Annotated in this window: 20 protein-coding genes and 1 other annotated feature; of the genes, 1 reads left to right on the forward strand and 19 read right to left on the reverse strand. The window is 49.0% G+C overall.

The annotated features are described in order from the left end of the window. Window positions 1-85: 85 nt before the first annotated feature. Window positions 86-1,102, reverse strand: a complete 1,017-nt coding sequence (locus tag NSQ19_RS09240) for a rod shape-determining protein (protein WP_029141928.1) — start codon at window positions 1,100-1,102, stop codon at window positions 86-88. A gap of 171 nt (window positions 1,103-1,273) precedes the next feature. Next, complete coding sequence (gene radC / locus NSQ19_RS09245) at window positions 1,274-1,957, reverse strand: RadC family protein (RefSeq protein ID WP_081105548.1); 684 nt, start codon at window positions 1,955-1,957, stop codon at window positions 1,274-1,276. A gap of 411 nt (window positions 1,958-2,368) precedes the next feature. Between radC and NSQ19_RS09250 the strand changes: the two genes are divergently transcribed. Next, window positions 2,369-3,592 (forward strand): IS110 family transposase, encoded by a 1,224-nt coding sequence (locus NSQ19_RS09250; RefSeq protein ID WP_237349286.1) that lies wholly within the window; start codon window positions 2,369-2,371, stop codon window positions 3,590-3,592. A 336-nt stretch (window positions 3,593-3,928) separates the two neighbouring features. On the opposite strand, the gene NSQ19_RS09255 is transcribed toward NSQ19_RS09250, so the two are convergent. The 17 genes from NSQ19_RS09255 to NSQ19_RS09335 all read right to left on the reverse strand — a co-directional run bounded on the left by NSQ19_RS09255 (window position 3,929) and on the right by NSQ19_RS09335 (window position 22,880). Beyond that, window positions 3,929-4,921 (reverse strand): hypothetical protein, encoded by a 993-nt coding sequence (locus NSQ19_RS09255; RefSeq protein ID WP_340702745.1) that lies wholly within the window; start codon window positions 4,919-4,921, stop codon window positions 3,929-3,931. A 109-nt stretch (window positions 4,922-5,030) separates the two neighbouring features. After that, window positions 5,031-5,792: a prepilin peptidase gene (locus tag NSQ19_RS09260; protein WP_013859814.1), complete on the reverse strand. Its 762-nt coding sequence runs from the start codon at window positions 5,790-5,792 to the stop codon at window positions 5,031-5,033. 107 nt (window positions 5,793-5,899) lie between these two features. Next, window positions 5,900-6,604: a type 4a pilus biogenesis protein PilO gene (gene pilO / locus NSQ19_RS09265; protein WP_013859815.1), complete on the reverse strand. Its 705-nt coding sequence runs from the start codon at window positions 6,602-6,604 to the stop codon at window positions 5,900-5,902. Then, window positions 6,601-7,437: a PilN domain-containing protein gene (locus tag NSQ19_RS09270; protein WP_340702746.1), complete on the reverse strand. Its 837-nt coding sequence runs from the start codon at window positions 7,435-7,437 to the stop codon at window positions 6,601-6,603. Before NSQ19_RS09270 ends, pilO begins: the two co-directional genes overlap by 4 nt. Further along, on the reverse strand, window positions 7,438-8,436 hold the full coding sequence (gene pilM, locus NSQ19_RS09275) for a type IV pilus biogenesis protein PilM (protein WP_340702747.1): 999 nt from the start codon (window positions 8,434-8,436) through the stop codon (window positions 7,438-7,440). Between the two features lie 95 nt (window positions 8,437-8,531). Continuing rightward, window positions 8,532-9,008 carry a prepilin-type N-terminal cleavage/methylation domain-containing protein gene (locus tag NSQ19_RS09280; RefSeq protein ID WP_340702748.1) on the reverse strand — a complete coding sequence of 159 codons (477 nt, stop codon included), beginning with the start codon at window positions 9,006-9,008 and terminating at the stop codon, window positions 8,532-8,534. An 81-nt stretch (window positions 9,009-9,089) separates the two neighbouring features. Next, a complete protein-coding gene (locus NSQ19_RS09285; protein ID WP_340702749.1) occupies window positions 9,090-10,295 on the reverse strand; it encodes a type II secretion system F family protein in 1,206 nt (401 codons plus the stop codon). After that, window positions 10,282-11,334 carry a type IV pilus twitching motility protein PilT gene (locus NSQ19_RS09290; protein ID WP_340702750.1) on the reverse strand — a complete coding sequence of 351 codons (1,053 nt, stop codon included), beginning with the start codon at window positions 11,332-11,334 and terminating at the stop codon, window positions 10,282-10,284. The genes NSQ19_RS09285 and NSQ19_RS09290 overlap by 14 nt, the downstream gene beginning before the upstream one ends. A 9-nt stretch (window positions 11,335-11,343) precedes the next feature. Beyond that, window positions 11,344-13,005 (reverse strand): GspE/PulE family protein, encoded by a 1,662-nt coding sequence (locus NSQ19_RS09295; protein WP_340702751.1) that lies wholly within the window; start codon window positions 13,003-13,005, stop codon window positions 11,344-11,346. A 45-nt stretch (window positions 13,006-13,050) separates the two neighbouring features. Further along, entirely contained in the window at window positions 13,051-14,466 is a 1,416-nt protein-coding gene (locus NSQ19_RS09300) for a VanW family protein (protein WP_340702752.1), read from the reverse strand. Window positions 14,467-14,482: 16 nt separating this feature from the next. Beyond that, on the reverse strand, window positions 14,483-14,836 hold the full coding sequence (locus NSQ19_RS09305; protein WP_340702753.1) for a hypothetical protein: 354 nt from the start codon (window positions 14,834-14,836) through the stop codon (window positions 14,483-14,485). Window positions 14,837-14,968: 132 nt separating this feature from the next. Next, window positions 14,969-16,012: a hypothetical protein gene (locus NSQ19_RS09310; RefSeq protein ID WP_340702754.1), complete on the reverse strand. Its 1,044-nt coding sequence runs from the start codon at window positions 16,010-16,012 to the stop codon at window positions 14,969-14,971. 127 nt (window positions 16,013-16,139) lie between these two features. Next, window positions 16,140-17,807: a polymer-forming cytoskeletal protein gene (locus tag NSQ19_RS09315; protein WP_340702755.1), complete on the reverse strand. Its 1,668-nt coding sequence runs from the start codon at window positions 17,805-17,807 to the stop codon at window positions 16,140-16,142. After that, window positions 17,807-18,316, reverse strand: a complete 510-nt coding sequence (locus NSQ19_RS09320; RefSeq protein ID WP_340702756.1) for a prepilin-type N-terminal cleavage/methylation domain-containing protein — start codon at window positions 18,314-18,316, stop codon at window positions 17,807-17,809. Before NSQ19_RS09320 ends, NSQ19_RS09315 begins: the two co-directional genes overlap by 1 nt. Beyond that, complete coding sequence (locus tag NSQ19_RS09325) at window positions 18,313-18,732, reverse strand: prepilin-type N-terminal cleavage/methylation domain-containing protein (RefSeq protein ID WP_029141301.1); 420 nt, start codon at window positions 18,730-18,732, stop codon at window positions 18,313-18,315. The genes NSQ19_RS09320 and NSQ19_RS09325 overlap by 4 nt, the downstream gene beginning before the upstream one ends. Before the next feature lie 117 nt (window positions 18,733-18,849). Beyond that, a complete protein-coding gene (locus NSQ19_RS09330; RefSeq protein WP_340702757.1) occupies window positions 18,850-20,172 on the reverse strand; it encodes a bifunctional folylpolyglutamate synthase/dihydrofolate synthase in 1,323 nt (440 codons plus the stop codon). A 62-nt stretch (window positions 20,173-20,234) separates the two neighbouring features. Next, complete coding sequence (locus tag NSQ19_RS09335) at window positions 20,235-22,880, reverse strand: valine--tRNA ligase (protein ID WP_017553790.1); 2,646 nt, start codon at window positions 22,878-22,880, stop codon at window positions 20,235-20,237. Window positions 22,881-22,935: 55 nt separating this feature from the next. Beyond that, window positions 22,936-23,164: a binding site (T-box leader), on the reverse strand. Window positions 23,165-23,184: the final 20 nt, after the last annotated feature.

Here is a 23,184-nt window from a genome sequence, read left to right on the forward strand (position 1 = left end):
TGTTCCGGCCATTCCCGGATTGAAAACCATTCTCCCGCCAGGAAAGCCGGCAGGAGAATGAGTTAACAGGACACTGGCATTCTTCTTATTTAGAATCTTTTGCTTTGTTTTTAAACAGTTCAATATTTTCGAGCGCGCCGCCTGTTCCGATTGCTACGCAGTCGAGCGGGTTTTCGGCAATGAGCACCGGCATTTCGGTTTCTTTGCTGATGACATGGTCGAGGTTGCGCAACAGGGCACCCCCACCTGTCAGGACGATGCCGCGGTCCATAATATCAGCTGCCAGTTCAGGCGGTGTCTGTTCAAGCGTGTATTTGACCGCATCGACAATGGCATACACCGTGTCGTGCAGCGCATCGGCCACCTCATCCGCGGAAATCGTGATCGTCTTCGGCAAACCGGTCAGCAAATCCCGGCCCCTGATATCCATCGGTTCGATCCCCTCCGGCTCGCCTGCTGAACCAATTTCCATTTTAATTTGTTCTGCGGTCCGGTCCCCGATTAAAAGATTATAATTTTTGCGGATATAACTGATGATCGCTTCATCCATTTCATCCCCGGCCACCCGGATCGACTGGCTTGTCACAATCCCGCCCAGCGAAATAATCGCCACTTCCGTTGTGCCGCCGCCGATATCGACAACCATGCTTCCGGTCGGCTCCCAGACAGGCAGCCCGGCGCCGATCGCTGCTGCAAAAGGCTCTTCAATCGTAAAAGCATCCCTTGCCCCGGCCTGGCGGGTTGCATCAATCACCGCGCGCTCTTCCACCGCCGTGATGCCGGACGGAACGCAGACCATGACATACGGATTTTTTGAAAAAAAGCCTTTTTTATTTGTGGCCTGCTGAATATAATACTTCATCATCGCAGCCGTCGTTTCATAATCCGCAATCACGCCGTCTTTCATCGGCCGCGTCGCCACGATGTTTCCCGGCGTCCTGCCGATCATTTTTTTCGCGGCATCCCCGACTGCGACAATTTGTTTCGTATCCGTCTGGATAGCCACAACGGAAGGTTCCCGCACGACAATTCCTTTCCCTTTTATAAAAACCAATGTATTGGCTGTCCCAAGATCAATCCCCAGGTCTTTACTTCCGAACATGGATGTATCTCCCTTTCTTCACGATAAATTTTCATCACCAGTTGGTGCCATACTTTTGCTTATTTATGGATGCCGCTTTGAAAATGCATCCGGATTCAGGCTTTCCGGCGCAGTGCCGACCGTAAAAATCATACGATTTATTATATCGTAACCATAAAAAAATTCAAAGCCTTACAAATACCCTTTTTCTCTCAGGCTCACAAATTTTTTCTCACCGATGATCAAATGGTCAAGAATCTCAATCCCCATTATTTTACCACATTTGGCAAGCCGTTTGGTAACTTCGATATCTTCTTTGGAAGGAGAAGGGTCCCCGGATGGATGGTTATGGAAACAAATAATGGAAGCAGCTGAACGCCTCAGCGCTTCTTTGAACACTTCGCGGGGATGGACGATCGAGGCATTTAAGCTTCCGATGAAAATCGTCTGCCGGTGGATCACCTGGTTTTTAATATTTAAATACAGGCAGACAAAATGTTCCTGGGACAAAAAGCGCATATCATTCATGACATAATTGGCCCCGTCCTGCGGCGTGCGGATCACATAACGCGTATCGTGCTGCAAATTGGCGATCCTTCTGCCGAGTTCAATGGCGGCCAGAATCTGGACCGCTTTTGCTGTGCCGATGCCTTTGATGGCTGTCATTTCCTCAAGGGAAGCATCTTTTAAAAACCGCAAGCCTTCAAAATGGCGGATCAGCCTGTTGGCAAGCTCGAGCACCGATTCATCTTTCGTGCCGGTACGGAGTAAAATGGCAAGCAGTTCCTGATTGGAGAGGCTCTCCGCTCCTGTGCGGATCAGCCGTTCACGCGGGCGGTCTTCTGCAGGAAAATCTTTGATCAGCATTTTTTCCAAATGAATTCCTCCTCGTATAATAAGTTTAAATCCAAAGTGGATGTCAATTTCCAGTTCATTCTGCTGCTCATTGACAAGTGAATATAAGATTTTGTATTCCGGGCGAGCCCGGAATACAAGTTCGGACTTGGACGCTTCGCGATGTTCCCGGATAATGGTCTTAGGATCGTTTGGGTCAATGCTTCCCCTCCTTGTAGCCTGACTACTCGAAAAGTCTGCATCCCCAGGTTCTTGCTTGAACGTCTAACCCGTAGGCCGTTCCTCCGGATCTCCGTGCTGGAAATGAGCAGTTCCAGGCAGCCCACGGCCCGGATGAGTTCTCATACGCGAGGCTGACAGATCGGCAAGCCATCTGGGGATATCCCGAAGCGTCCGATTCCATCGATCCCAATACAGAGAGGAGGAAATCATATGCCCTTATTTGTCGGTATTGACGTGAGCTCCAAAAACCTCGATGCCTGCCTGATGGATGGAATGGGGGAAACGTTGGCCACCCAAACGGTGACAAACAATCTTCCCGGTGCCTCTGAGTTAAGAGACACCATCCTCCAACATGCGGAGGCGGATGACACCATCCAGATCGCCATGGAGGCCACATCTGTGTATAGTTGGCACCCGGCAATGTTTTTCCATGAAGATCCCGAGCTGAAACAGCGTCGTACAAAGGTGTTTACCCTGAATCCGAAGCTGGTGAGAAATTTCAAAAAGGCTTATGCCGAGATGGACAAGACCGATCCCAAAGATGCCTGGGTAATTGCGGACCGCTTGCGTTTCGGGAGATTGCCGAAATCCGTGATTCAGTCAGAACAATACCTTGCCCTTCAACGGTTAACACGGATGCGCTATCACCTGATTCAAAGTTTAACCCGGGAACAACAGGTATTTTTGAATCATCTGTTTTTCAAATTCAGTGCCTTTAACCTTGAAGTGGATACATCGGTCTTCGGCCATGCCATAACGGAATTTTTGCTTGAGGCCTATAGCCTCGATGAAATTGCCCAAATGCCTCTGGAGGACTTAGCGATGTATCTCCAGACCAAAGGCCATGGCCGCTTTAGCGATCCCGAGGATTTGGCCGCATCCATCCAAAAAGCTGCCCGGTCCTCTTACCGGCTTTCTAAATGTGTGGAGGATTCGATTGACTTGGTCCTGGGCAGTTCTATTGAGATCATCCGGCATCTTAAACGCCAAATCAAGGATTTGGATAAGGCGATTGCCCGCGTTCTTGATGGAATCCCGAATACCCTCCAGACCATTCCGGGAATAGGCCCGGTGAGCTGTGCTGGGATTCTCGCTGAAATCGGCGACATTGAGCGCTTTGACGACCAAGCCGCGATCGCAAAATTTGCCGGATTGTTCTGGCCCCGCCACCAATCGGGTGATTTTGAGGCTGATGACAAAATGCTTGCGCGTACAGGCAATCGTTATCTCCGGTATTACCTGGTTGAGGCTGCCAATCTGGTCCGGCGACACGAACCTGAGTACCGCGCCTTTTACCAAAAGAAATATCGTGAGGTGCATAAGCACTCACACAAACGCGCCCTCGTCTTAACGGCAAGAAAACTGGTGCGCCTGATCGATGCGCTGCTCCGCAACGATCAAATTTATGCGCCGAAAAAGAAGGTGACGCGATGAGGTAACCAGGTAACCATCATCGATAGCCTGAACTTGAAAACTTCCAGATTATTCCAATTATCTGGAGGCTTAGTTCAGTATTGCCATTTTTATGACATAGAGCCAACAAAATTTCCAATTCACTTGTTTTTAACCCTTGACATCACACCGTAGGACTTTTCTAAAGCTGGAGGCGGGGGAATCAAACCAATGGGCTTTTGTATGGGAGATACAATTGTATCGTACCAAAAAACGGGCCGTGTAACAACTGCAAATTCAACCTTTTCAGACAAAAAAATAGTGCCATGCGGGCATTCGTGGCACCGCAGCTTTTCAGCCGGAAGCCCACATTTGGTTTCAATGCCCGCTGTAGACCTTTACGTAGTCCAGCAGGTTTTGTTCGGCATCCGTTAAATCCTGCCGGTTGCCGCTTTTTTGATAAGCCGCGAGCGATTCATACGCGGCCATTTCGTATTTTTTCAGCCGGCCGAGCGTTTCCTGCCTGACTTTTGCCAGCTTTTTGACGTTGCCGGCTGCTGTTCCGACTGTCTTCATGCCGTCCGGTGAAACCTCTCCGTTCTGGACAGCGGCGGCCGTTTCTTTTGCCAGTTTTTGAAAAAGCGGAACCGTTTCCCGGGCAAAAATTTGCTCATCCTTTGTCGTCGTTTGGACCTTTTTGCTGGAAAAACTGATTTCTTTTGCATACAGTTCGACGCCTTTGTCTTTCCAGGCACTTTCCATTTTTTTGGCCGTGCCAGGGCTGTCGGCCACACCTGCAAAAATATAGCGCTGCCCGTCCATCGAAAGCTGCATCGACGGGACCTTTTTTGAGGCGAGTTCGCGCGACACTTTAGAGGCGGCGCCTTCCGTGCTGAACACCCCTGCCTGGATGATGCCGATGCTTAGCGCCGGAAGCCTGGCCTCTTGCTGTGCTGCGCCCGTTGCAGCGCCTTCAGCCTGCTGATTCGGGAGTTTTGTTTGATGATCTCCGTACGCAATAAATTTTAATACAACAAACCCGAGCAGCGCCCCAAACACCACTGCGGACACGACAGAAAACAAAATCGCCGGCGCGGCCCTATTCGCCGCCGTTTTTTTCGGGAAGATGCTTTTCTTTTTGGGCGCGGGTGTATAATGGATCGGCCGGAATTCTTCAATCTGATCCGCATCGAGTTCGGGCAGCACCCATTCAAATGACTCCTCTTCTTTTGCGCTGTCTTCCTGTGCGGCAGCCGTTTCCTCGGCCGCTTTCCAGTCATGGACTTTTACGCTGTCTTCCGGCTGCTCCTTTTTTCCGCCCACTTTGACTGTAATTTTCGCCTTTTTTTTCGCCTTGTCCAATGCTTTCACCTCTCCTGCCCGATTTGCTTCATGCTACCATAACCGGCAAAAAAAAGAACAAGACTTTTGTCGCCTTGTCCAAAAACCATTCGCCGATTTCCGGCATTTTATGCAAATTTTATCCGAGCCCGGAGAAACGCAAATACATCCCGATAAGGCTGTTTCCGAAAAAATAGGCGGTAAGCGCACCGATGGCGATAAACGGCCCAAACGGCACCGGTTTTCGTTTTTTAAATTTGCCGGCAGCCATCAAACCGACGCCGTAAAGCGCGCCAAAGAGGCAGGCCAGAAAAAAGGCCAGAAAAGTTTTCTCTATGCCGAGCACAAGCCCGATCACAAAAAACAATTTAATGTCCCCGCCGCCCATCGCGCCTTTTGTGAAAAAGGCAATGAGATAGAGGAGGCAAAAGCCGAAAACCGCCCCGAGCCAGGCGGACCACCACGGCGATGCCGGGTGAAAAAGCCGGACGGCGGCAATGGCGGCTGCAAAAGGAAACAGCACTTTATCAGGAATAAGCATATACGCCAAATCGGAAACGGTAATGATGACAAGCAGCGAAATGAACAAAATGGCAAGCAAAAATTCAAGGCTCCAACCGAACCGGTAAAAGGAACAGGCAAACAAGCCCCCGGTCAGCGCCTCAAACACCGGATAAATCGGGGAGATCGGCGCGCGGCAGCTTCTGCATCTGCCCCGTAAAATAAGAAAAGACAATACCGGTATATTTTCATTCCAGCTTAACGAGTGCCCGCACTTCGGGCAATGCGACCCGGGACGGATAATCGATTCATGATTCGGCACACGCAGCCCGATGACATTATAAAACGAGCCGAAAACCATCCCCAGTGCCGCAAAATAAGCAGTCCATAATCCATGCATGTTTGATCCCTCTGATCTTTCAGCATATGGTATTTTCTTGGTTCGCTACCGGCAAGCAACGGGCGATATTAAGCATATGTAATGGCAAGGATGAACATGCCGAAAGCTTATTGCCCCTTTATTGCGACCGGGTCACTTTTATGTCCTGCTGCCGGCACGTCGATTTCCGGCAAATAGTCCGAATACCGGCTTAACGCCGGGTAATAAAAAGTGGAAACCGTGACGGTGTACTGCAATCCACTCGATCCAGGCGCTCCTTCCCCCGGACTGAAATTGAGGCTTTCGATCACCGTAATGCGCGGCAAGTTTTCAATCGTCTGTAAAAATGTTTTCATGCTCTTGTAGCTGTCTGACTCCACTTTTAAAGTATACGACAGTTTTTTGACACCGGCAGGCAGCACGTCTGTTTTTTGCTGTGTGCCGGATGAAGTGCCGCTCGTTGTGCTTTGTGTAGCCTCCTCGCTCCCGGACGTACCGGCGGAGTCCTGCTGGGCGTCTGTTTCCGTAATCCGGCTGCCGGAAAGGGCCTCTGCCATCCTGAACTGAAGCAGCACTTGTTCCGCAAGCGGTTTTGCCGGGATTTTCCGCATCAGGCTGACGACATTGCCAAGCTGCAGTTCCGGGCTTTGCTGTTTTTTTGACTGCAGGCTGGATAGCACCTGCTGTTCCGATTTCAACGCGGCTTTTTGCCCGGCCAGCCCGGACTTGGCCGGCGCCAGCACAAACCAGTACAAACCGGCTGCACCGGCAAGGCAAACGGCAAAGAGGGCAAGAATGATAAAAAGCTGCTTCCGGTTTAAACGGAGGTTCATTGCTGTTCCTCCCTTTTGCCGGCGGCATTGAGCGCGGCTTGATTGAGCTGGATCGTATATGTCGCTTCATAAACCGTGACGCCTTCCGCTTCCCCGGTTGCCACATTGTCCGCGCCGGCTGTGCCACCCGCTGCCGCCGGGGCGGCCCCCTTTGTTTCACCGGTCGTTCTGGACACAGCAAATGAGGAAGAGGAACCGGTTTTAGACGTTCCCGAAGAAGATTCGCCGGTCGTTTTGGATGCATCTGATCCGGAAGATGTGCTGCTTGCCGTTTTGGAAGTGCCGGATGTTGTGCCCGTTCCTGCAGCTGAGCCGGTTGCAGCGCCGGATGTGCCGCTTGACGAAGCACCGGCCGTTTCCGTATTCATTTTGATGTTGTCCAGGACAGCGCCGCTGAAGTACTGGCTGTCATTCAGCCGTTTTAAAAAGTAAACCGCTTCATCAGAAGAATCAAACTGGACGGTCACATTCGCGCCTGTGCTGCCGCAGGAAAAGTCCGTGATATAGCCGTATTGCGGCAAAAGTTTGGTAAGCTTGTCCAATACCGGCACCGTCTTGACCTGCGTATCGCTTGCCCATTTAACGGCGGACGAAAGCTTTTTGAAATCCTGTATGTCCGCATTGCTTTTTTGTGCTGCCTGTTCAGCGGCCTGGAGCGCTTCCGTCTGTTTGATTTGCTGATTGACAGCAGCAAGGTCCTGTTTTGTCTGATGGAGCGCAATAAAGAAGACGATGAGAAAGATGGCGGATGCACCGGCCAGTATCCCGGCCCAAAAGAGCAATGCGATATTTTTCGGTTCTTTTTTCGGCAGCAGGTTAATCTCAACGAGCATTTATTTCACCTCTTTCAGTGCAAGGCCCAAAACAGGCGCAAAGCGGGCGGGAAACGGCTGCCCGGTTGCGGAAGATACTTTTTCCGTTACAATCATCGTGACCGGAAGGCCAAACTGCTCCGCAAGATTCTCCGCAACCCCAGGCAAATACGGATAATCGCCGTTCAGCAAAATTTGATTGACTGCATCCTGCCCTTTCCGGATCGAAAACTGGTAATAATTCATGATTCTGTCCAGCTCTTTATCGATATTTTCCGTCTGGTAGCGGAGCAGCGGGTCGCCCTCCGGCCAGCGGTACTTTTTTTCGCCAAAAGCATTGGTCTCCGTCTCCCATTTGGAAAGCGGAATATCGACTTCAATCTCCCTGGTAAGCAGCGGGAAATGCCGATGGAAAATGGTTGCAGTGGCCATGGACAAATCAAACTGGAGTAGGAGCAGGTGGTCCATCGCATTCAACGTATTCAAATGATAAAAAGACCGATAGGCGCATAACGGGGAAATATCGGCAGCAACCGGGCTCAGGCGGATACCGTTAAAAAAATCGGCATAATCTTCGACGACATCCCGGGGCGCAGCAAATAACAACACCTGCTTTTCTTGATTCGATGCACCAAGGAGCGCAAAGTCAAATACAGGATCGTCAAACGGCAAATGAATGGTGGAACCGAGCTCAAGGGTAATATAACCTTCCATTTCATCCATGGCAATCTCATCCGGAACAGCAATTTGGCGCACGACGACAAAATTGTCGGGCACAGCAAATCGGACCGGGTGTTTCCCCTTTACCCCCCAGTCGCCAAGGCACTCTTCGGCGATCATCGCAAGCGTCTCGGCATCGATGATTTTCCCGCCGCGGACCAGCCCTTCCGGCAAATACCGCTCGCCCATTTTTGAAACAACAGGCGGATCGGCCTGCCTCAATTCGAGAAAACGGATGACATGGTCTTTAATAATGAAATTTCCGGTTTTTTTTGATGAAGGAAAAAATGAGCGTGGCATCATGATGGCTCCTTAACTAGAAATCTTAAAAACCAGTAACCAAGGCCTGGCACAGAGGGCAGGCCTTGAGTGAAATGAAAATAATTAATATTGTTTCATTGTCCAATAGTATAAACACCATCTTTATCAGGATTAATGTCACTTCTCTTTGCTGTATTAATGGTTTTCAAATCAGCGTCATTAAATTTAATTTTAACATCACCGTCTTCACCATAACCTGTAAATTTATATACAGTCTTACCATCACTGTTATTTGTTGAAACAGAAACTGAAAACGGATGGTTGGCATTATCTGAAGTCTTCAATTTTGAATCTTGATCATCAATATAAGGTTTCAAGTCGTTATAGCTAAGCGGAGACTTTACACCATTGTCAGAAACATAGAGCTTTGCTGCACTAATCACTTGTATAGCGTCTGACTTAATCGCATTAAATCTCGAATTCTTGATGACATTCCCAATCGCTGGGATCGCAATCGCGGCAATAATGCCCAAAATGACAATAACCGCCAGCAGTTCAATCAGCGTAAGGCCCTTTTGATTTTTCAATAACTTTCTTTTCTTGTGCAACATTGTTTCTCCTCCTATTGTCATAGAACTTTTTTCCTATATTATACATGATCATGTTGCATAATCCTACCTTTTTTGGCCAATTTATTGAACATTATTATAAATTTCGAACATCGGGATCATGATGGCGGCAATGATCGTGCCGACAACGGCTGCGAGGACAACGATCATAAACGGCTCAATCAGCGCTTTGATCTGGTCGGTGGCGGCTTCGACTTCGGCTTCGTAAAAGTCAGCGACTTTGCCAAGCATGGCGTCCAGCGCACCGGTTTCCTCGCCGATCGCAATCATCTGCGTGACAAGCGGCGGAAAGACCCAGTGGCGCCGCATCGGTTCTGTCATCGACTGCCCTTTTTCCAGCGCATCGCGGGCCTGGCGGAGCACTTTTGTCATCACTTCGTTTTCGACGATTGCCTCCACAATCGACAATGCCTGTAAAATCGGCACGGAACTGGAAAACAGCGAGCTCAATGTCCGCGTCATCCGGGCAATGATCGATTTTTGGACGAGCTTGCCGAAAATCGGGAATTTGAGCAACGCATAGTCCAAATAAAATTTGCTCGTTTTGTTTTTGCGCAAAACGACCAGCAGCACGTACACCCCGATCAAAATCAGCACGACAAGCCACCAATAATGCTGCATAAACCCGCTTGCCGACAAGACAAGGCGTGTAACCGCAGGCAGGCTGGCGTTATAGTTTTTGAGCATCGACACAAAGGTCGGGACGATTTTCACGAGCATAAAAATGACAACAACAATCGCCATCACCCCGACAAAAGCCGGATACGTCAGCGCCGACCTTACCTTTTGCCTTGTGCGGTGCTGCTTTTCGTAGTAGGTTGCGAGCCTTTCCAATGTGCCGTCAAGATTGCCGCCCGCTTCACCGGCGTAAACCATGTTAATGAACATCGGGGAGAACACTTTTTTATGTTTTGCGGCCGCCTGGGAAAGCGGAATCCCGCTGCGCAAATCTTCCTCGACGGCCAAAAGCGTTTTCTTTAATGTTTTGCTGCTCGTCTGGCTGGCGAGTATGTTTGTGGAATCGACGACGGTTACGCCGGCTTTCAGCAGTGTTGAAAACTGGCGGAGGAAAATGACAAAATCCTGCAGTTTCACCCTGCCGCCGAGGGTGATTTCCATCGTCATTAACGTTTCCGGCAGCTCGTTGATTTGGAGCACGCGGACGCCCTGCCCGCGCAGCTTGACCAGCGCCTCCCGTTTCGATTCGGCCGTGACGACGCCGTTTTTCTTCCCGGCTTTTGTCCTTCCCTCGTACTTAAATCGTGGCATTTTGGACAATCTCCTGTAAATAAGGTTCTGCCGCTTCTTTGGAAATCGCGCCCACTGCAAGCAATTCCTTCACATCGGTTTCAAGCGTGTGCATCCCGAGTGCGCGGCTCGTCTGCAGGACATTCACGATCTGGTGAACTTTTTCATTGCGGATCAGATTGGCAATGGCCGCGTTGTTGACGAGCACTTCCGTGGCAGCCCTCCGCCCTTTGTTGTCGGCTGTCGGAAAGAGGCGCTGCGAAATAATCCCAACTAAAACATTTGCCAGCTGGATGCGGATTTGCGCCTGCTGGGACGGCGGAAAAACGTCAATGATCCGGTCAATTGTCGACGGCGCGCCCGATGTGTGCAGCGTGCCAAGGACAAGGTGCCCGGTTTCCGCTGCCGTAATCGCTGTATGGATCGTTTCGAGATCGCGCATTTCCCCGACTAAAATCACGTCCGGGTCCTGCCTGAGTGCCGCGCGCAGGCCGTTCGCAAAGTTTTGCGTGTCAAACCCGACTTCGCGCTGGTCAATGATGCATTTTTGGTGTTTATGTAAATACTCAATCGGGTCTTCAAGCGTAATGATATGTTTGTGCAGCGTTTTGTTCATATGGTCGATCATGGCGGCAAGCGTCGTCGATTTCCCGCTTCCGGTCGGGCCTGTCACCAGCACTAAGCCATGCGGTTTTTCCGTGAACGCATACAACACAGGCGGAAGATGCAGTTCTTCAACTGTCGGGATCGCAGTCGGGACGACACGGATCGCCAGGGACACGCAGTTGCGCTGCCGGTACACATTGATCCGGAAACGGGATACGCCCGGGATGCCGTAAGAAAAATCAAGCTCCCCGCGTTCCTGAAAAACCGGCCACATGGTATCGGAAATGATCGCTTTTGCCATTCCTTCCGTCAATTGCGGCGTCATTACTTCTTTCCCGTAACGTTTCAGCCGGCCGTTCAAACGCAGAACCGGCGGCACGCCAACGGACAAGTGAAGATCCGATGCTTTCAGTTCGAAAGCCGAGCGAAGCAAGTACTCGATTTTTTCCTTCATTCTTTTCACCTACTCCGGCAGGGCGATGCGCAACACTTCTTCGGTTGTTGTCATCCCCTGCTTTACCTTTAGTAATCCGTCATCGAGCAGAAAAATCGTTTTATTTTGGATTGCATACTCCCTTAATTTGGACAAAGGTTCCCCGTTCATAATCCCGCGCCGGATGTTTTCATTGATCACCAGCAGTTCCTGGACTGCCATCCGCCCTTTATAGCCGGTCATGTTGCAGTTTCCGCATCCGCGGCCGCGGATGATTTTCTCAATTTTGATGCCGCGCTTTTTAAAAATTTCTATTTCCCGTTTTGTCGGCGCCTGTTCTTCTGCACAGTCGCGGCATACTTTGCGCACGAGCCGCTGCGATACGACACCGCTGAGTGAGGTGGCAACGAGAAACGGCTCAACGCCCATGTCTATTAATCTCGTAATCGTGCCGAGCGCATCATTGGTATGCAGCGTACTTAAGACGAGATGGCCGGTGAGGGAAGCGCGGATGGCAATTTCAGCCGTTTCCTTGTCCCGGATTTCCCCGACCATGATAATATTCGGGTCCTGCCGCAAAATCGCCCGCAGCCCTTTGCTAAACGTCATGCCGACCCCCGGGTTGACCTGAATTTGGTTGACGCCTTCAATCTGGTACTCTACCGGGTCTTCTACCGTAATGATATTCACCTGTTCATCATTGAGATGGTTTAGGGCCGCATATAAAGTCGATGACTTCCCGGAACCGGTCGGCCCGGTTATTAAAATGATGCCGTTCGGGCGGTGGATCAGCTGCGTAAAACGCTTGAGATTTAGCTTGTTAAAATCGAGCTGGTGGATATCATGGATGGCTGTTGACAGATCCAAAATCCGGAGCACAATTTTTTCCCCGAATACGGTCGGTAGCGTTGATACCCGGATATCAACCGGATGGAAATCGACGTCAATTTTAATGCGTCCGTCCTGCGGGATGCGGTGTTCGGTAATATCAAGATTTGCTATAATTTTAATGCGCGCCACAAGCACGCTTTGCATCGATTTCGGCAGCACCCGTTCCGTCCGCAAAATCCCGTCAACACGGTAACGGACGATAAACTTTGTTTCCTGCGGGTCCAGATGGATATCGCTCGCCCGCATTTGGACGGCATTTTGCAAAATCTGGTTGACGAGCTGGACGACAGGCGAATCTTCTTCCCCCGGACCGGTTTCAGCCGCCTCTTCCTTTTCAAAAATGCCATCCAGCAATTCTTCCATATTGTCATCGAGGTCGTAATACTTATGGATCGCCCGCAAAATATCGTCTTTCGAGGCAATCGCCGGTTCAATGTGGAAGCCGGTCGATAGCCGCAAGTCATCGATCGCATTAAAATCCATCGGGTCCGCCATTGCGACAAACAGTTTATCCCCGTCTTTTTTGAGCGGAATAAGAAGATTTCGTTTCGCCATTTCTTTCGGCACAAGGTTCATGATGCTCTGGTCAAAAGGATAGCGGAAAAGGCTGATGTGCGGGATGCCGAGCTGGAATTCGAGCGCTTCAATGAGCTGCTGCTCGGTAATCAGCCCGCGCTGAAGAAGCGCATCGCCCAGTTTTTGGCCCGCCGCTTTTTCCTTCAGCACCTGTTCCAGCTGTTCTTCTGTAATCAACCCTGCATCCACCAATAAATCGCCAAGCCTTTTTCGCACTTGTTTCATCTGAATTCCCCCGCTTTATCTGTCATGTCCCGGGCCTTTCTTATGTCAGCTTTTGCTATCCGCCCCGTTATCCTTGCCGTCATGCGTACCGGTGCTGTCTTTGCTGTCATTTGAAGTTCCAGCTTTTGTGCTGCTGCTTTTTCCGTTCTTTTTTGAAGCTTCCGCATCGGCATTTTTTCCGCTGCTTTTCGCAGCCTCCGCGCCGGCACTTTTTCCGCTGCTTTCTGAATTGCCGCCGCTTGTTGGCGTGTCCGTTTCATTACCGGAACCGTTATCTGTTTCCGATGAGCCATCCGTGTTTTCCGTTTGCACCGGATTGCCTTTTGCAACCCTTTGTGCCACCGGCGGATAAAAATCTTCCGCCAACAGCACGGATTTCAGCAGGCCGTGATTCCGGCTGTAAATATTGCGGAACACCCTGGCATAATAACCTGCTTTTCCAGCTTGCACGACAACAGATTGATCCGTTTTTAAAGCGGCTTGAAATTGCACGGTTGTTTCGGGATGAATCGTTTTTTTATCTTTCAGCACCATTTTATAGTTTTCGAGAAAAGGCCGGCCTGCCACAGAAACGGAAAAAACACCGTTATGAACCGTAAATTTCAGCTGATAAGCGGTTGGGTTCGGGTTGACAAAAGAGAAATCCAGCTTTCCTTTCACCACTTTCGCTTCTTTTCCAAGCGCTGCATAATACGGTAGTTCGTTCCCCGTATTGCGTTCAATGATTTCAAAATTGGTCGGCAGCACCGCACCGTATACTGCGGTTGCGACTATGCTGAGTGCTTCATTTGAAAAAGAAGCGCCTGTTTTTTCCGCTGTTTTTAATAAGGAAAACATCCCGTGCGCAGGAATGTTGACTTCCGGAAACTGCTTTGCCCAATTTTCGAGCTCCGTTGCTTCCGCAATTGAAACATTTGATACGGAACCTTTTGATACTGTCGTTTCTTTTTCGCTCCCGTCCAGGGCATAACCGGACAAATCAAAGGAAAGATTGGTGGTCTCAAGCCTGGCAGCGGCATGGCATATGGCCTTGTCCAGCCGGGAAATATCCACGTCATCCGGGCTGACGTCTGGAAAAGACTTTGAGACCAGGTTCCGAAGCCCGTTATTGTCAAGCGTAACAACAAGTGACGAGGCCTGCCCGTTTTTTACCCGAAGCATACTTTCTGTTACGGAAAAATGCAGCAGCCCAGCCGGAAGCTTCACCGTTTTTGACAAATAGACAATTTCTGCCGAATTGGATGCCTTCCATTTCTGCACGGCAGCCGATAATTTTTGCCGGGCCTGCTCTTCAGTCAGCCCGGACAGCTCTATTCCCCCGGCTGCAGTGCCCTGCGCATATTTTTCTTTATGGCCGAATCCGTTCTCAATGGCCAAAGCCCCAAAATGTGAGAAACTGAATATAAAAGCTGTGCTGATCAATAAGATTGTAAACACTTTTAAAAACCGCTTGTTTCCCACACTTCAACGCCGCCTTTCATTCATCAACATGCATGGACAATTCAACAAGAACACCCGGCCCGGCCTCCTGCGCCCGCTTAATGTCTTCTTCAGACAAAACCGTTCCGGCCGTGATAACCCGTTCTCCGTTTCCCGCGTAAATGTCTTTTGACGCTTTCTTTCCTTTTAAAAGTTCCACCTGTTTAGCCCGGAGCGCTTCCATTCCCGCTTCGCCCGGTTGTTCAAGATCCTCTTTCTCTTCTTTTTTCAGCAGTTCTTCAGGATCGTCAAGAAAATGGCCGGGTGCTTCCTCTTCCACAACGACAATATCTTTTCCGTACGTCATGACAAAGTCAGCAGAAAGGATCGTTTCCGACTCGCCTGTTTGCAAAACAATGCCTAAAATTTTGCCTGTATTTTCATCCGCGTAAAATTCTTTTACAGTTGTTCAAGCAGCACCCCAAGCAATTGCTTTTGAATAGGCGTTGTCCCGTTTGGCACGGCTGCTGCTGCCGGCGCTTCCTCAACAGCAGTGTTTCCGGCCGTCTCCTCTTTTTTTTGCAGTTGTGTTGTCCATACCTGTGCCTTTTTCTTCTTGGAGGCCGTGGCCTGCCTCCGAAAGATTCCCGAATTTTTCCGTCTTTCTGGTTTCCTGGTTAGGCATCCTATCGATTTCTTCCAGCTCATCCACGGCAGGCATGCCTTTCCCGGAAAGTGCAGCAGGTGCTTCCGCTTCCTTTTCAAAAGAAAGGAGCGGGATCTCTTCTTGTTCAACATATGGAACATTTTCAGAACCGGATGGCGTTCCCGTCCCGGTTCCTGCAACAGCTTCGGAATTCTGGTCATCCGCCTCTTTTGCGGTTACCACGTCTAGAGGGTTGGTGTCCGGGCTCTCCGCTTCCGCAACCCATTCTTCAACTCCATACATTTCAGGCAATTGATCAACCGCATGTTCTTCATTTGTTTCTTCAAGCATTTCCAGGCGGTTTTCAAGAAACGCAATTTCTTCTTCCCCGGAGCGTTCTGCCGCCTGTTCGTTTTCCGGTAGAGCGGTTCCCGTTTCGTTTCCGGCCGCATCCTCCAGTTCTTCCCATTCCGGTTCATCCTTTTCTTCTGGCAGGGTACTTTCTGTTTCGGGTCCCGGGCCGTTTTCCCCCGGCAAAATCTCTTTCGTTTCAGGAGCCGGAGCACTTTTTTCAGCCGGGAGAACCGCGTCATTTGCGGCAGGCCAGTCCAGTGCTGCCGGCCGGTTTTCCCGCATCACCGCCAGCTTTTCTTGCTCATCCCATACTGGAAATTCGTCTGCATCGTTATCCTTTCCAGCGAACAAAAATGCCAGCTTTTTTTCGAACAGATAAGCCACACAAAGCACGAGCAAAAAAACAATCAAACAGCTCTCCCATAGCGGAACCACATTGCCCGCCAAAATGCCGAAAAGCGCCAGCAAAAAAGCGGTGCCGGCCAGCACAACCACGCCTTTTTTGGAAAATCCGAAAGAAAAAAAGACAAAAAAGGCAATTACGCATAAAAATCCAATCACGGCAAACGCCGCAGTGAGAAGATACATCATCCCACCTCTGTTTCTGTCAGAGTACAATATTTCCAGAAAAACCAATTATCGAAAATCAACTAAGACTATTTTATTATAAATCACGGTGGAAGGGAAGATTGTACTGCATCTTTTTAACTGTATCTTATTGGACCGATGTATTGATTTCTTTCAAAGTTACTTTATTCACGGTCGGGATCCCTTTCGGCGGGTTTAAAATCATATCTTTTTTAAAATTAACGGTCAGTCTGGACTTTGCAGGATCCGCAGGCTGGGGATTTTGAAACTCCAATTTATAACCAATTAAGATTATCTTGAACCAATCATAGATTGGCTTATTAATCGTTCTGCCCCTTGATGCACTTAAGCTAATGGTGTTTCCGTAAATCCCGCCGTTAATTTTCAAGTTTGATCCGATTCCGTATATAAATAAGTTACTATTTGAATAGAGATAAGCATCAATCACTTTTGGGTTGTCCTTATACAAATTATTGTTGTACAGCTGAATATTTCCATCACAGAGTAAAATAAGCGTGCCGTTACTGTTCGAGAAATTCTCGACGTCTGCGTTTCCACGTACATAAATGCTGCCGTTCGTATTGACATCCCCCTTGCTCGTAAGGGAACCGTTGACATACATCACCCCGTTTAAATTTAATGCTGAAACGTCGCTTAAAGTAGCATTTCCGGCAATATAAATATACTTATCCGCCCCTGTCGACAGCACTCCGTTTAAATCGGCATTACCGCCTACGTAAATTTTGCCTTTTACTGTTAAATTCCCTTTGACAGTCAAAACATCTTTTACATAAAGATCCCCATTTACAGTCAGGCTTTTGTTTTCCTCAACGATTAAATCATCGCCAACGTACAAGTTTCCTTTTATCGGTTGACTGCCAACCTGGCTGGCTGTTACATCATAACCAAAAGCGTTCCCATTCTTGTCTATATTGTAAGAATCGCAGGAATTTTTTTCTACATTTTCCGGCCATTTCAGCGCCTTGGCCGTAATCACATCGCCTATATTTATTTTATCAACAGTTAACTGGCGATTTTTCACAACCGGGGCAACAGAAAAGTACTTTTTGAAGCTTTCAGGTCCAAATGTATTCCATGAATAAAAGTTGTATACCGGCGTTGATATCCCTTTTCCGACCGGCTGCTGACCGGCCTCATAATATCTTCCCTTCACAGTTAACGTCCCATTGATAGCCGGATAGTAAGTTTGAATATATTTCGTATACCCATCTATATAGTTCCCGTAATTTGAAACATACAAATTTCCACCGATGTTCACATCTCCGATAATATAAGGGGATCCGTACAAATACATATTCGACGGTGTCACGGCTGTATATTGAAAAACATCCGAGACAGTGGAAAGCGTCATTACCTTCGTTAACGTTTTTCCGGACTTTCCGACCGGAACGGAAATGGTGACTTTGCCCAAAACAATGCCGTCTGGTGCTGTCCCGTCTTTCAATGTTTTATATGCGATGCTGCATTTGCCGTTTTTCTGTTGCTGTATGTTGGTTATTGCTGCCTGAAGCATGCTGATCAGCTGGCTTGGCATGACAGTCCCGGTTGCAATAACACTGTTGATGCTGTCAACTTGTTTCTCAATTAAAGCAGTCGCTTCATCAGCCACCATTTCCGCGTTTAATTTATCCTGGGTGCCCGTTTCAGATACTTTTACTGTTTTAAAAGTGCTGACGGATGCGGATACGAGCGAAACGGTGATGATCGCCGCGACTGCGAAAATGAGAAGCACTGTCACAAGCGTATACCCCTTCTCTTCTTTTAAAACATGCATCATTGATCCCCCTCTTCGCCCAGTTTATAAGCGGCATAGATCTTTTTCTCGAAATGATTTTGCGTGTCTTTCATTACAAAATGGCATATCAGGCTGCCGTTCTCGACCGTAAAAGTTGTCCCGTCAAGTGAAATTTCATCGCTGTTTACAATGGTGCCTCCTACCGACAAATTCCCGTCTGATACAGCGATTGTCTTGTCTGTTGAACTTTCCTGGTAGGTACCGTCACCCGCAACATCTATATTGATAGCCACTGCTTTGAAACGGGTAAAAGTCCCGTCATCACTTTCGTCATCAGGTTCAACGTCGTCTATATTTTCCATTGTTCTCTCCATATATTGCAAAATTGCCGTTTGTTCTTTGACAAAGTATTTACGGGCCATGTCGCTTTTGGATTGGGTGATCACCGAATTTAAAACGGCATAAATAACCCCGATAATGATAAATGAAATGGTAACAGCCGCCAGTAATTCTACTAAAGTGAGCCCTTTTTCATTCCGGCATTTCATTTTTTCACATACCCTTTCACTTCAACTGGCTTTGGATTATTTCCAGTGTCGACTTTCACTTTGACCAGCAGGAGGCGATCAGAAAGAGAAGAATCCGCCGGAAGGGAAACGGACACATATGCCTTATAACCGGAAATTTCCGCATCGCTGTCCAGCCCTAAAACCGATTGAATATCAGCCTGTTGTGTGGTGTTCGCCATCTGCTGCACTTCATTAAAGTTTTTTTTCTGGTAAGCTCTTAATATCCCGGTTGCAATTTGCAATGCAGACAGCGAGTCATCCGCTTTTTTTGTCACGCCCGCATTATTGGCCAAGATGGCGCCCACTGTAAGCATCACAATCGCTAAAATCGTAATCGAAGCCAGCACTTCGACAAGTGTAAATCCCCGGCTGTTTTTAAAAAGGGGTTTTTTCATAGCAACCTCCGTAAGCATTTTGTCATGAGCCTTCTTACCTATAAAACTTATTTTATCAAAAAGCGCCGGGAAAGTAATTCAACAAAAGAACAAATAAACAAAAAGGGCAGAACTTTTTCAGCTCTGCCCATTTCTCTCTGATTGGCCCAAAATGTATTTCCGGACTTTTGAAATAAAGTATAAGGACCCTGTAATCACTAAAACATCTTCTGAGCCTTTCATTTCTTTTATTTTGGTGCGTACGGTTTCTTTCCAATCCTTAGAAAATGATTTATTTTGATGACGGCTTATCTTATACAACACCTCTGCCGGAATGGCTCTTGGAAAATCAAAAGTTGTGAAAATGATTTCGTCTGTTTTTTGGTCGAGTTTTGGAATCATGTGATCCAAGTCTTTGTCGCCAAGTGCGGAAAAAATCATGCGGATTTTTTTTCCGCGCAGATGGGTGTCCATCGTTTCGATCAGGCTATCAATGCCTTCCGGGTTGTGGGCGCCGTCAATGATAACGGGCGGGTCATCCAGCAGTTTTTCAAAACGGCCGATCCATTTGCTTTCGAGAAGGCCTTTTTCCAGCGCATGCTGCGGGATGCGGAAATGGTGGAAATGCTGTAACAGTTCCGCCCCCATAACAGCAAGGGCGGCATTGTAAATCTGATGGCGCCCCATCATCGTGATCGACAAACGGTCATAGGCGCCGTACGGGGAAGCAAAACGGAACTGTTCACCGGTTAGATCCCCGCCGATCTCCGCGAAAGAAAATTCCTTCCCGGCACGGAAAAGCGGCGCCTTTTCTTTTGCCGCTTTTTCTTCAATTACCGCCAGCGCATCAGGCAGCATGGCTGTTGTTGCAACCGGCACCCCGTGTTTGATAATGCCCGCTTTTTCAGAGGCGATTTCTGCAATCGTATGGCCAAGCACATTCATATGGTCATGGCCGATATTGGTAATCAGGCTGGCAAGCGGTGTGATGACGTTTGTGGAATCAAGCCTGCCGCCAAGGCCGACTTCATAGATAACAATATCCACCGGCCGGATCCCGGCAAAATACAAAAGTGACATCGCTGTAATGACTTCAAACTCTGTCGGTGCGCCGAATGCTGTGTGCTCCAGTTCTTCTGCAAGCGGGCGGATCTCGTTTGTAAGCCGGACGAGGTCTGCATCCGTCACCGGCGTTCCGTTTACGCTGATCCTTTCGTTAAACTGCTCAATATATGGGGAAGTAAAGGTGCCAACCAGTAATCCTGCCTGCTCTAAAATATTGCGCAAAAAGGTGACGGTCGACCCTTTTCCGTTCGTCCCGGCCACGTGGACCGTCCGGATTTTTTGTTCCGGGTGGTGCAATTTTTCCATCAGCCACTGCATCCGTTCAAGCCCCGGTTTCATCCCGAATTTCGAGCAGGACCGGATCCAGCCGACCGCTTCTTCATAGGTTTCAAACATTTGCCTTTCCTCCCGTATGCAAGGAAGACGAATCCGTAAAGAATTCGCCTTCCGCCCTTGTGTTACTGGTTTTCAAGTTCTCTGATGCGCGTTTCGACGGCGCTTCGTTTTTCGAGATAGTCTTTTTCTTTTGCCCGTTCTTCGGCAACGACTTTTTCCGGCGCTTTTTTCAGGAACCCTTCATTGGACAGTTTTTTCTGGACGCGTTCAACTTCTTTATTCCATTTTTCCAACTCTTTCCTGAGCCGTGCCAGTTCTTCTTCAAAATTGATCAGCCCTTCAAGCGGCAGGAACAGTTCCACACCGGAAACGACCGCAGTCATGGCTTTGTCCGGCGCCTCAAGGTCAAGCCCCATTTTCAATTCATCCGGGTTGCAGAAACGGGTAATGTACGCTTCGTTTCGTTTTAAAGCCGCTAAGACCGTCTCGTCTTTCGCTTTCAAATGCAGTTTGATTTTTTTGCTTAACGGCGTGTTCACTTCGGCGCGGATATTGCGGACAGAACGGATGATGTCGACAAGCAGTTTCATTTCTTCGCTGGCCGCGGCATCCGTAAGGCTTTCGTCCGCTTCCGGCCACGCGGCTGTTGTGATCGATTCCCCCTGATGCGGCAGGTTTTGCCAAATTTCCTCGGTAATAAACGGCATGAACGGGTGCAAAAGCCGCATCGTATTGTCGAGCACATACGCGAGGACCGAGCGCGCCGTTTTCTTCGCTGCTTCATCTTCGCTGTAAAGCGGCAGTTTTGCCATTTCAATGTACCAGTCGCAGAAATCGTCCCAGATAAAATTGTAAAGCATGCGCCCGGCTTCGCCGAATTCGTATTTGTCCGCCAGTTTTGTAACGGTTTCGATCGTTTCGTTCAAACGCGTTAAAATCCATTTGTCAGCGACTGATTTTTCACCGGAAAGGTCAATTTCTTCGTATTTCAGCCCGTTCATGTTCATAAGCGCAAAACGGGAGGCGTTCCAAATTTTATTGGCGAAATTCCAGACCGCTTCGACTTTTTCGTAACTGAAACGCAAATCCTGGCCGGGCGCGCTGCCGGTAGTAAGGAAATAGCGGAGCGAGTCCGCGCCGTATTTGTCGATTACTTCCATCGGGTCGACGCCGTTGCCGAGCGATTTGCTCATTTTCCGCCCCTGCTCGTCGCGGACAAGGCCATGGATCAGGACATCTTTGAACGGGCGTTTGCCGGTAAACTCAAGCCCCTGGAAAATCATCCGCGATACCCAGAAGAAAATGATATCATAGCCGGTCACAAGCGTATCGGTCGGATAATAACGCTTGTAGTCTTCCGCTTCTTCATCAGGCCAGCCCATTGTCGAAAACGGCCAGAGCGCCGAGCTGAACCACGTATCGAGCACGTCCGGATCCTGTTCCCAGTTTTCGATGTCACGGGGCGGCTCGGTGTCAACATATACTTCGCCGGTTTCTTTATGGTACCAGGCCGGAATCCGGTGGCCCCACCAGAGCTGGCGCGAAATGCACCAATCGCGGATATTTTCCATCCAGTGCAAGTAGGTTTTTTCAAAGCGTTCCGGCACAAAATGGACTTTTCCTTCCGACGCCTGCAGTTTTACCGCGGCATCAGCGAGCGGCTGCATTTTCACAAACCATTGCGTGGACAAATACGGTTCGACAACCGCGCCGCTCCGTTCGGAATGGCCGACCGAATGGAGATGGTCTTCCACTTTGACAAGAACGCCGAGTGCTTTCAAGTCCTTCACGATCTGTTTGCGGCATTCAAACCGGTCCATGCCTTTGTATTTTCCGGCATTTTCATTCATTGTGCCGTCCTCGTTCATCACAAGGATGCGTTCGAGATTGTGGCGGTTCCCGACTTCGAAGTCGTTCGGGTCATGGGCCGGTGTAATTTTTACGGCGCCGGAACCAAATGCCATATCAACATACTCGTCTGCGATAATCGGAATTTCGCGGCCGACGATTGGCAATACAATCGTTTTCCCGATTAAATGTTTGTAGCGTTCATCATCCGGGTGGACAGCGACCGCCGTATCACCCAGCATCGTTTCGGGGCGCGTTGTCGCGATTTCAATCGTGCCGGAACCGTCGCTTAACGGGTATGCCAGATGGTAAAATGCGCCCTGCACCTCTTTGTAGACTACTTCAATATCGGAAAGCGCCGTTTTCGTTTCCGGGTCCCAGTTGATGATGTACTCGCCGCGGTAAATCAAGCCTTTTTTATAAAGCGAAACAAATACTTCTTTTACAGCTTTTGACAGCCCTTCATCGAGCGTAAAACGTTCGCGCGAATAATCGAGCCCGAGGCCGAGTTTCGCCCATTGTTTGCGGATAAAGTGAGCGTATTCCGCTTTCCACTTCCATGCTTCTTCCGTAAACTTCTCGCGGCCGAGGTCATAGCGGGATTTGCCTTCTTCACGCAGTTTGGCTTCCACTTTTGCCTGCGTTGCAATCCCGGCGTGGTCCATCCCCGGCAGCCAGAGCACATCATAGCCCTGCATCCGTTTCATCCGGGTTAAAATATCCTGCAAAGCCGTATCCCAGGCATGGCCGAGATGGAGCTTGCCGGTTACGTTCGGCGGCGGAATCACAATCGTGTACGGCTTCTTTTCCGGATCGCCTTTTGCTTCGAAAAATTTGCCGTTCACCCACCATTCATAGCGCCCTTTTTCAACAGCCTGCGGATCATATTTGGTCGGCATGCTGATGTCCTGCTGTTCCATTTGTATCATTCCTTTCTGCGTTTTTTGCGGATAAACACAAAAACTCCCTTCGCCATAAAAGGACGAAAGGAGTCTGTTCGCGGTACCACCTTTTTTCACGGGCAAACGGATGCCCGGCACTCTCGGGTCATTAACGGCACTTCGCCGGCTTTTGCTATTATCGGGTTCACAAAAGCTACTCCCGGGCGACCTTCCAGCCTGTTTCGCATAGGAAATCTTTCAGCAGCTGATTCCCCTCTCTGCATGGAAACAAAATCTGTACTCTTCCCGTTCATTGTATTTTGATTTTTGAAATTGGCTATAG

Origin of the sequence: Weizmannia sp. FSL W8-1119, from assembly GCF_038008605.1 — a bacterium.
GTDB lineage: Bacteria > Bacillota > Bacilli > Bacillales > Bacillaceae_C > Weizmannia > Weizmannia coagulans.

Coding starts and splice junctions, on each gene's coding strand:
- NSQ19_RS09280 (WP_340702748.1), bottom strand. CDS start 9,008: ATGTTGCACAAGAAAAGAAAGTTATTGAAAAATCAAAAGGGCCTTACG.
- NSQ19_RS09295 (WP_340702751.1), bottom strand. CDS start 13,005: ATGAAACAAGTGCGAAAAAGGCTTGGCGATTTATTGGTGGATGCAGGG.
- NSQ19_RS09335 (WP_017553790.1), bottom strand. CDS start 22,880: ATGGAACAGCAGGACATCAGCATGCCGACCAAATATGATCCGCAGGCT.
- NSQ19_RS09240 (WP_029141928.1), bottom strand. CDS start 1,102: ATGTTCGGAAGTAAAGACCTGGGGATTGATCTTGGGACAGCCAATACA.
- NSQ19_RS09320 (WP_340702756.1), bottom strand. CDS start 18,316: ATGAAATGCCGGAATGAAAAAGGGCTCACTTTAGTAGAATTACTGGCG.
- pilM (WP_340702747.1), bottom strand. CDS start 8,436: ATGCCACGCTCATTTTTTCCTTCATCAAAAAAAACCGGAAATTTCATT.
- NSQ19_RS09250 (WP_237349286.1), top strand. CDS start 2,369: ATGCCCTTATTTGTCGGTATTGACGTGAGCTCCAAAAACCTCGATGCC.
- NSQ19_RS09285 (WP_340702749.1), bottom strand. CDS start 10,295: ATGCCACGATTTAAGTACGAGGGAAGGACAAAAGCCGGGAAGAAAAAC.
- pilO (WP_013859815.1), bottom strand. CDS start 6,604: ATGAACCTCCGTTTAAACCGGAAGCAGCTTTTTATCATTCTTGCCCTC.
- NSQ19_RS09315 (WP_340702755.1), bottom strand. CDS start 17,807: ATGCATGTTTTAAAAGAAGAGAAGGGGTATACGCTTGTGACAGTGCTT.
- NSQ19_RS09270 (WP_340702746.1), bottom strand. CDS start 7,437: ATGCTCGTTGAGATTAACCTGCTGCCGAAAAAAGAACCGAAAAATATC.
- NSQ19_RS09330 (WP_340702757.1), bottom strand. CDS start 20,172: ATGTTTGAAACCTATGAAGAAGCGGTCGGCTGGATCCGGTCCTGCTCG.
- NSQ19_RS09260 (WP_013859814.1), bottom strand. CDS start 5,792: ATGCATGGATTATGGACTGCTTATTTTGCGGCACTGGGGATGGTTTTC.
- NSQ19_RS09325 (WP_029141301.1), bottom strand. CDS start 18,732: ATGAAAAAACCCCTTTTTAAAAACAGCCGGGGATTTACACTTGTCGAA.
- NSQ19_RS09290 (WP_340702750.1), bottom strand. CDS start 11,334: ATGAAGGAAAAAATCGAGTACTTGCTTCGCTCGGCTTTCGAACTGAAA.
- NSQ19_RS09310 (WP_340702754.1), bottom strand. CDS start 16,012: ATGTATCTTCTCACTGCGGCGTTTGCCGTGATTGGATTTTTATGCGTA.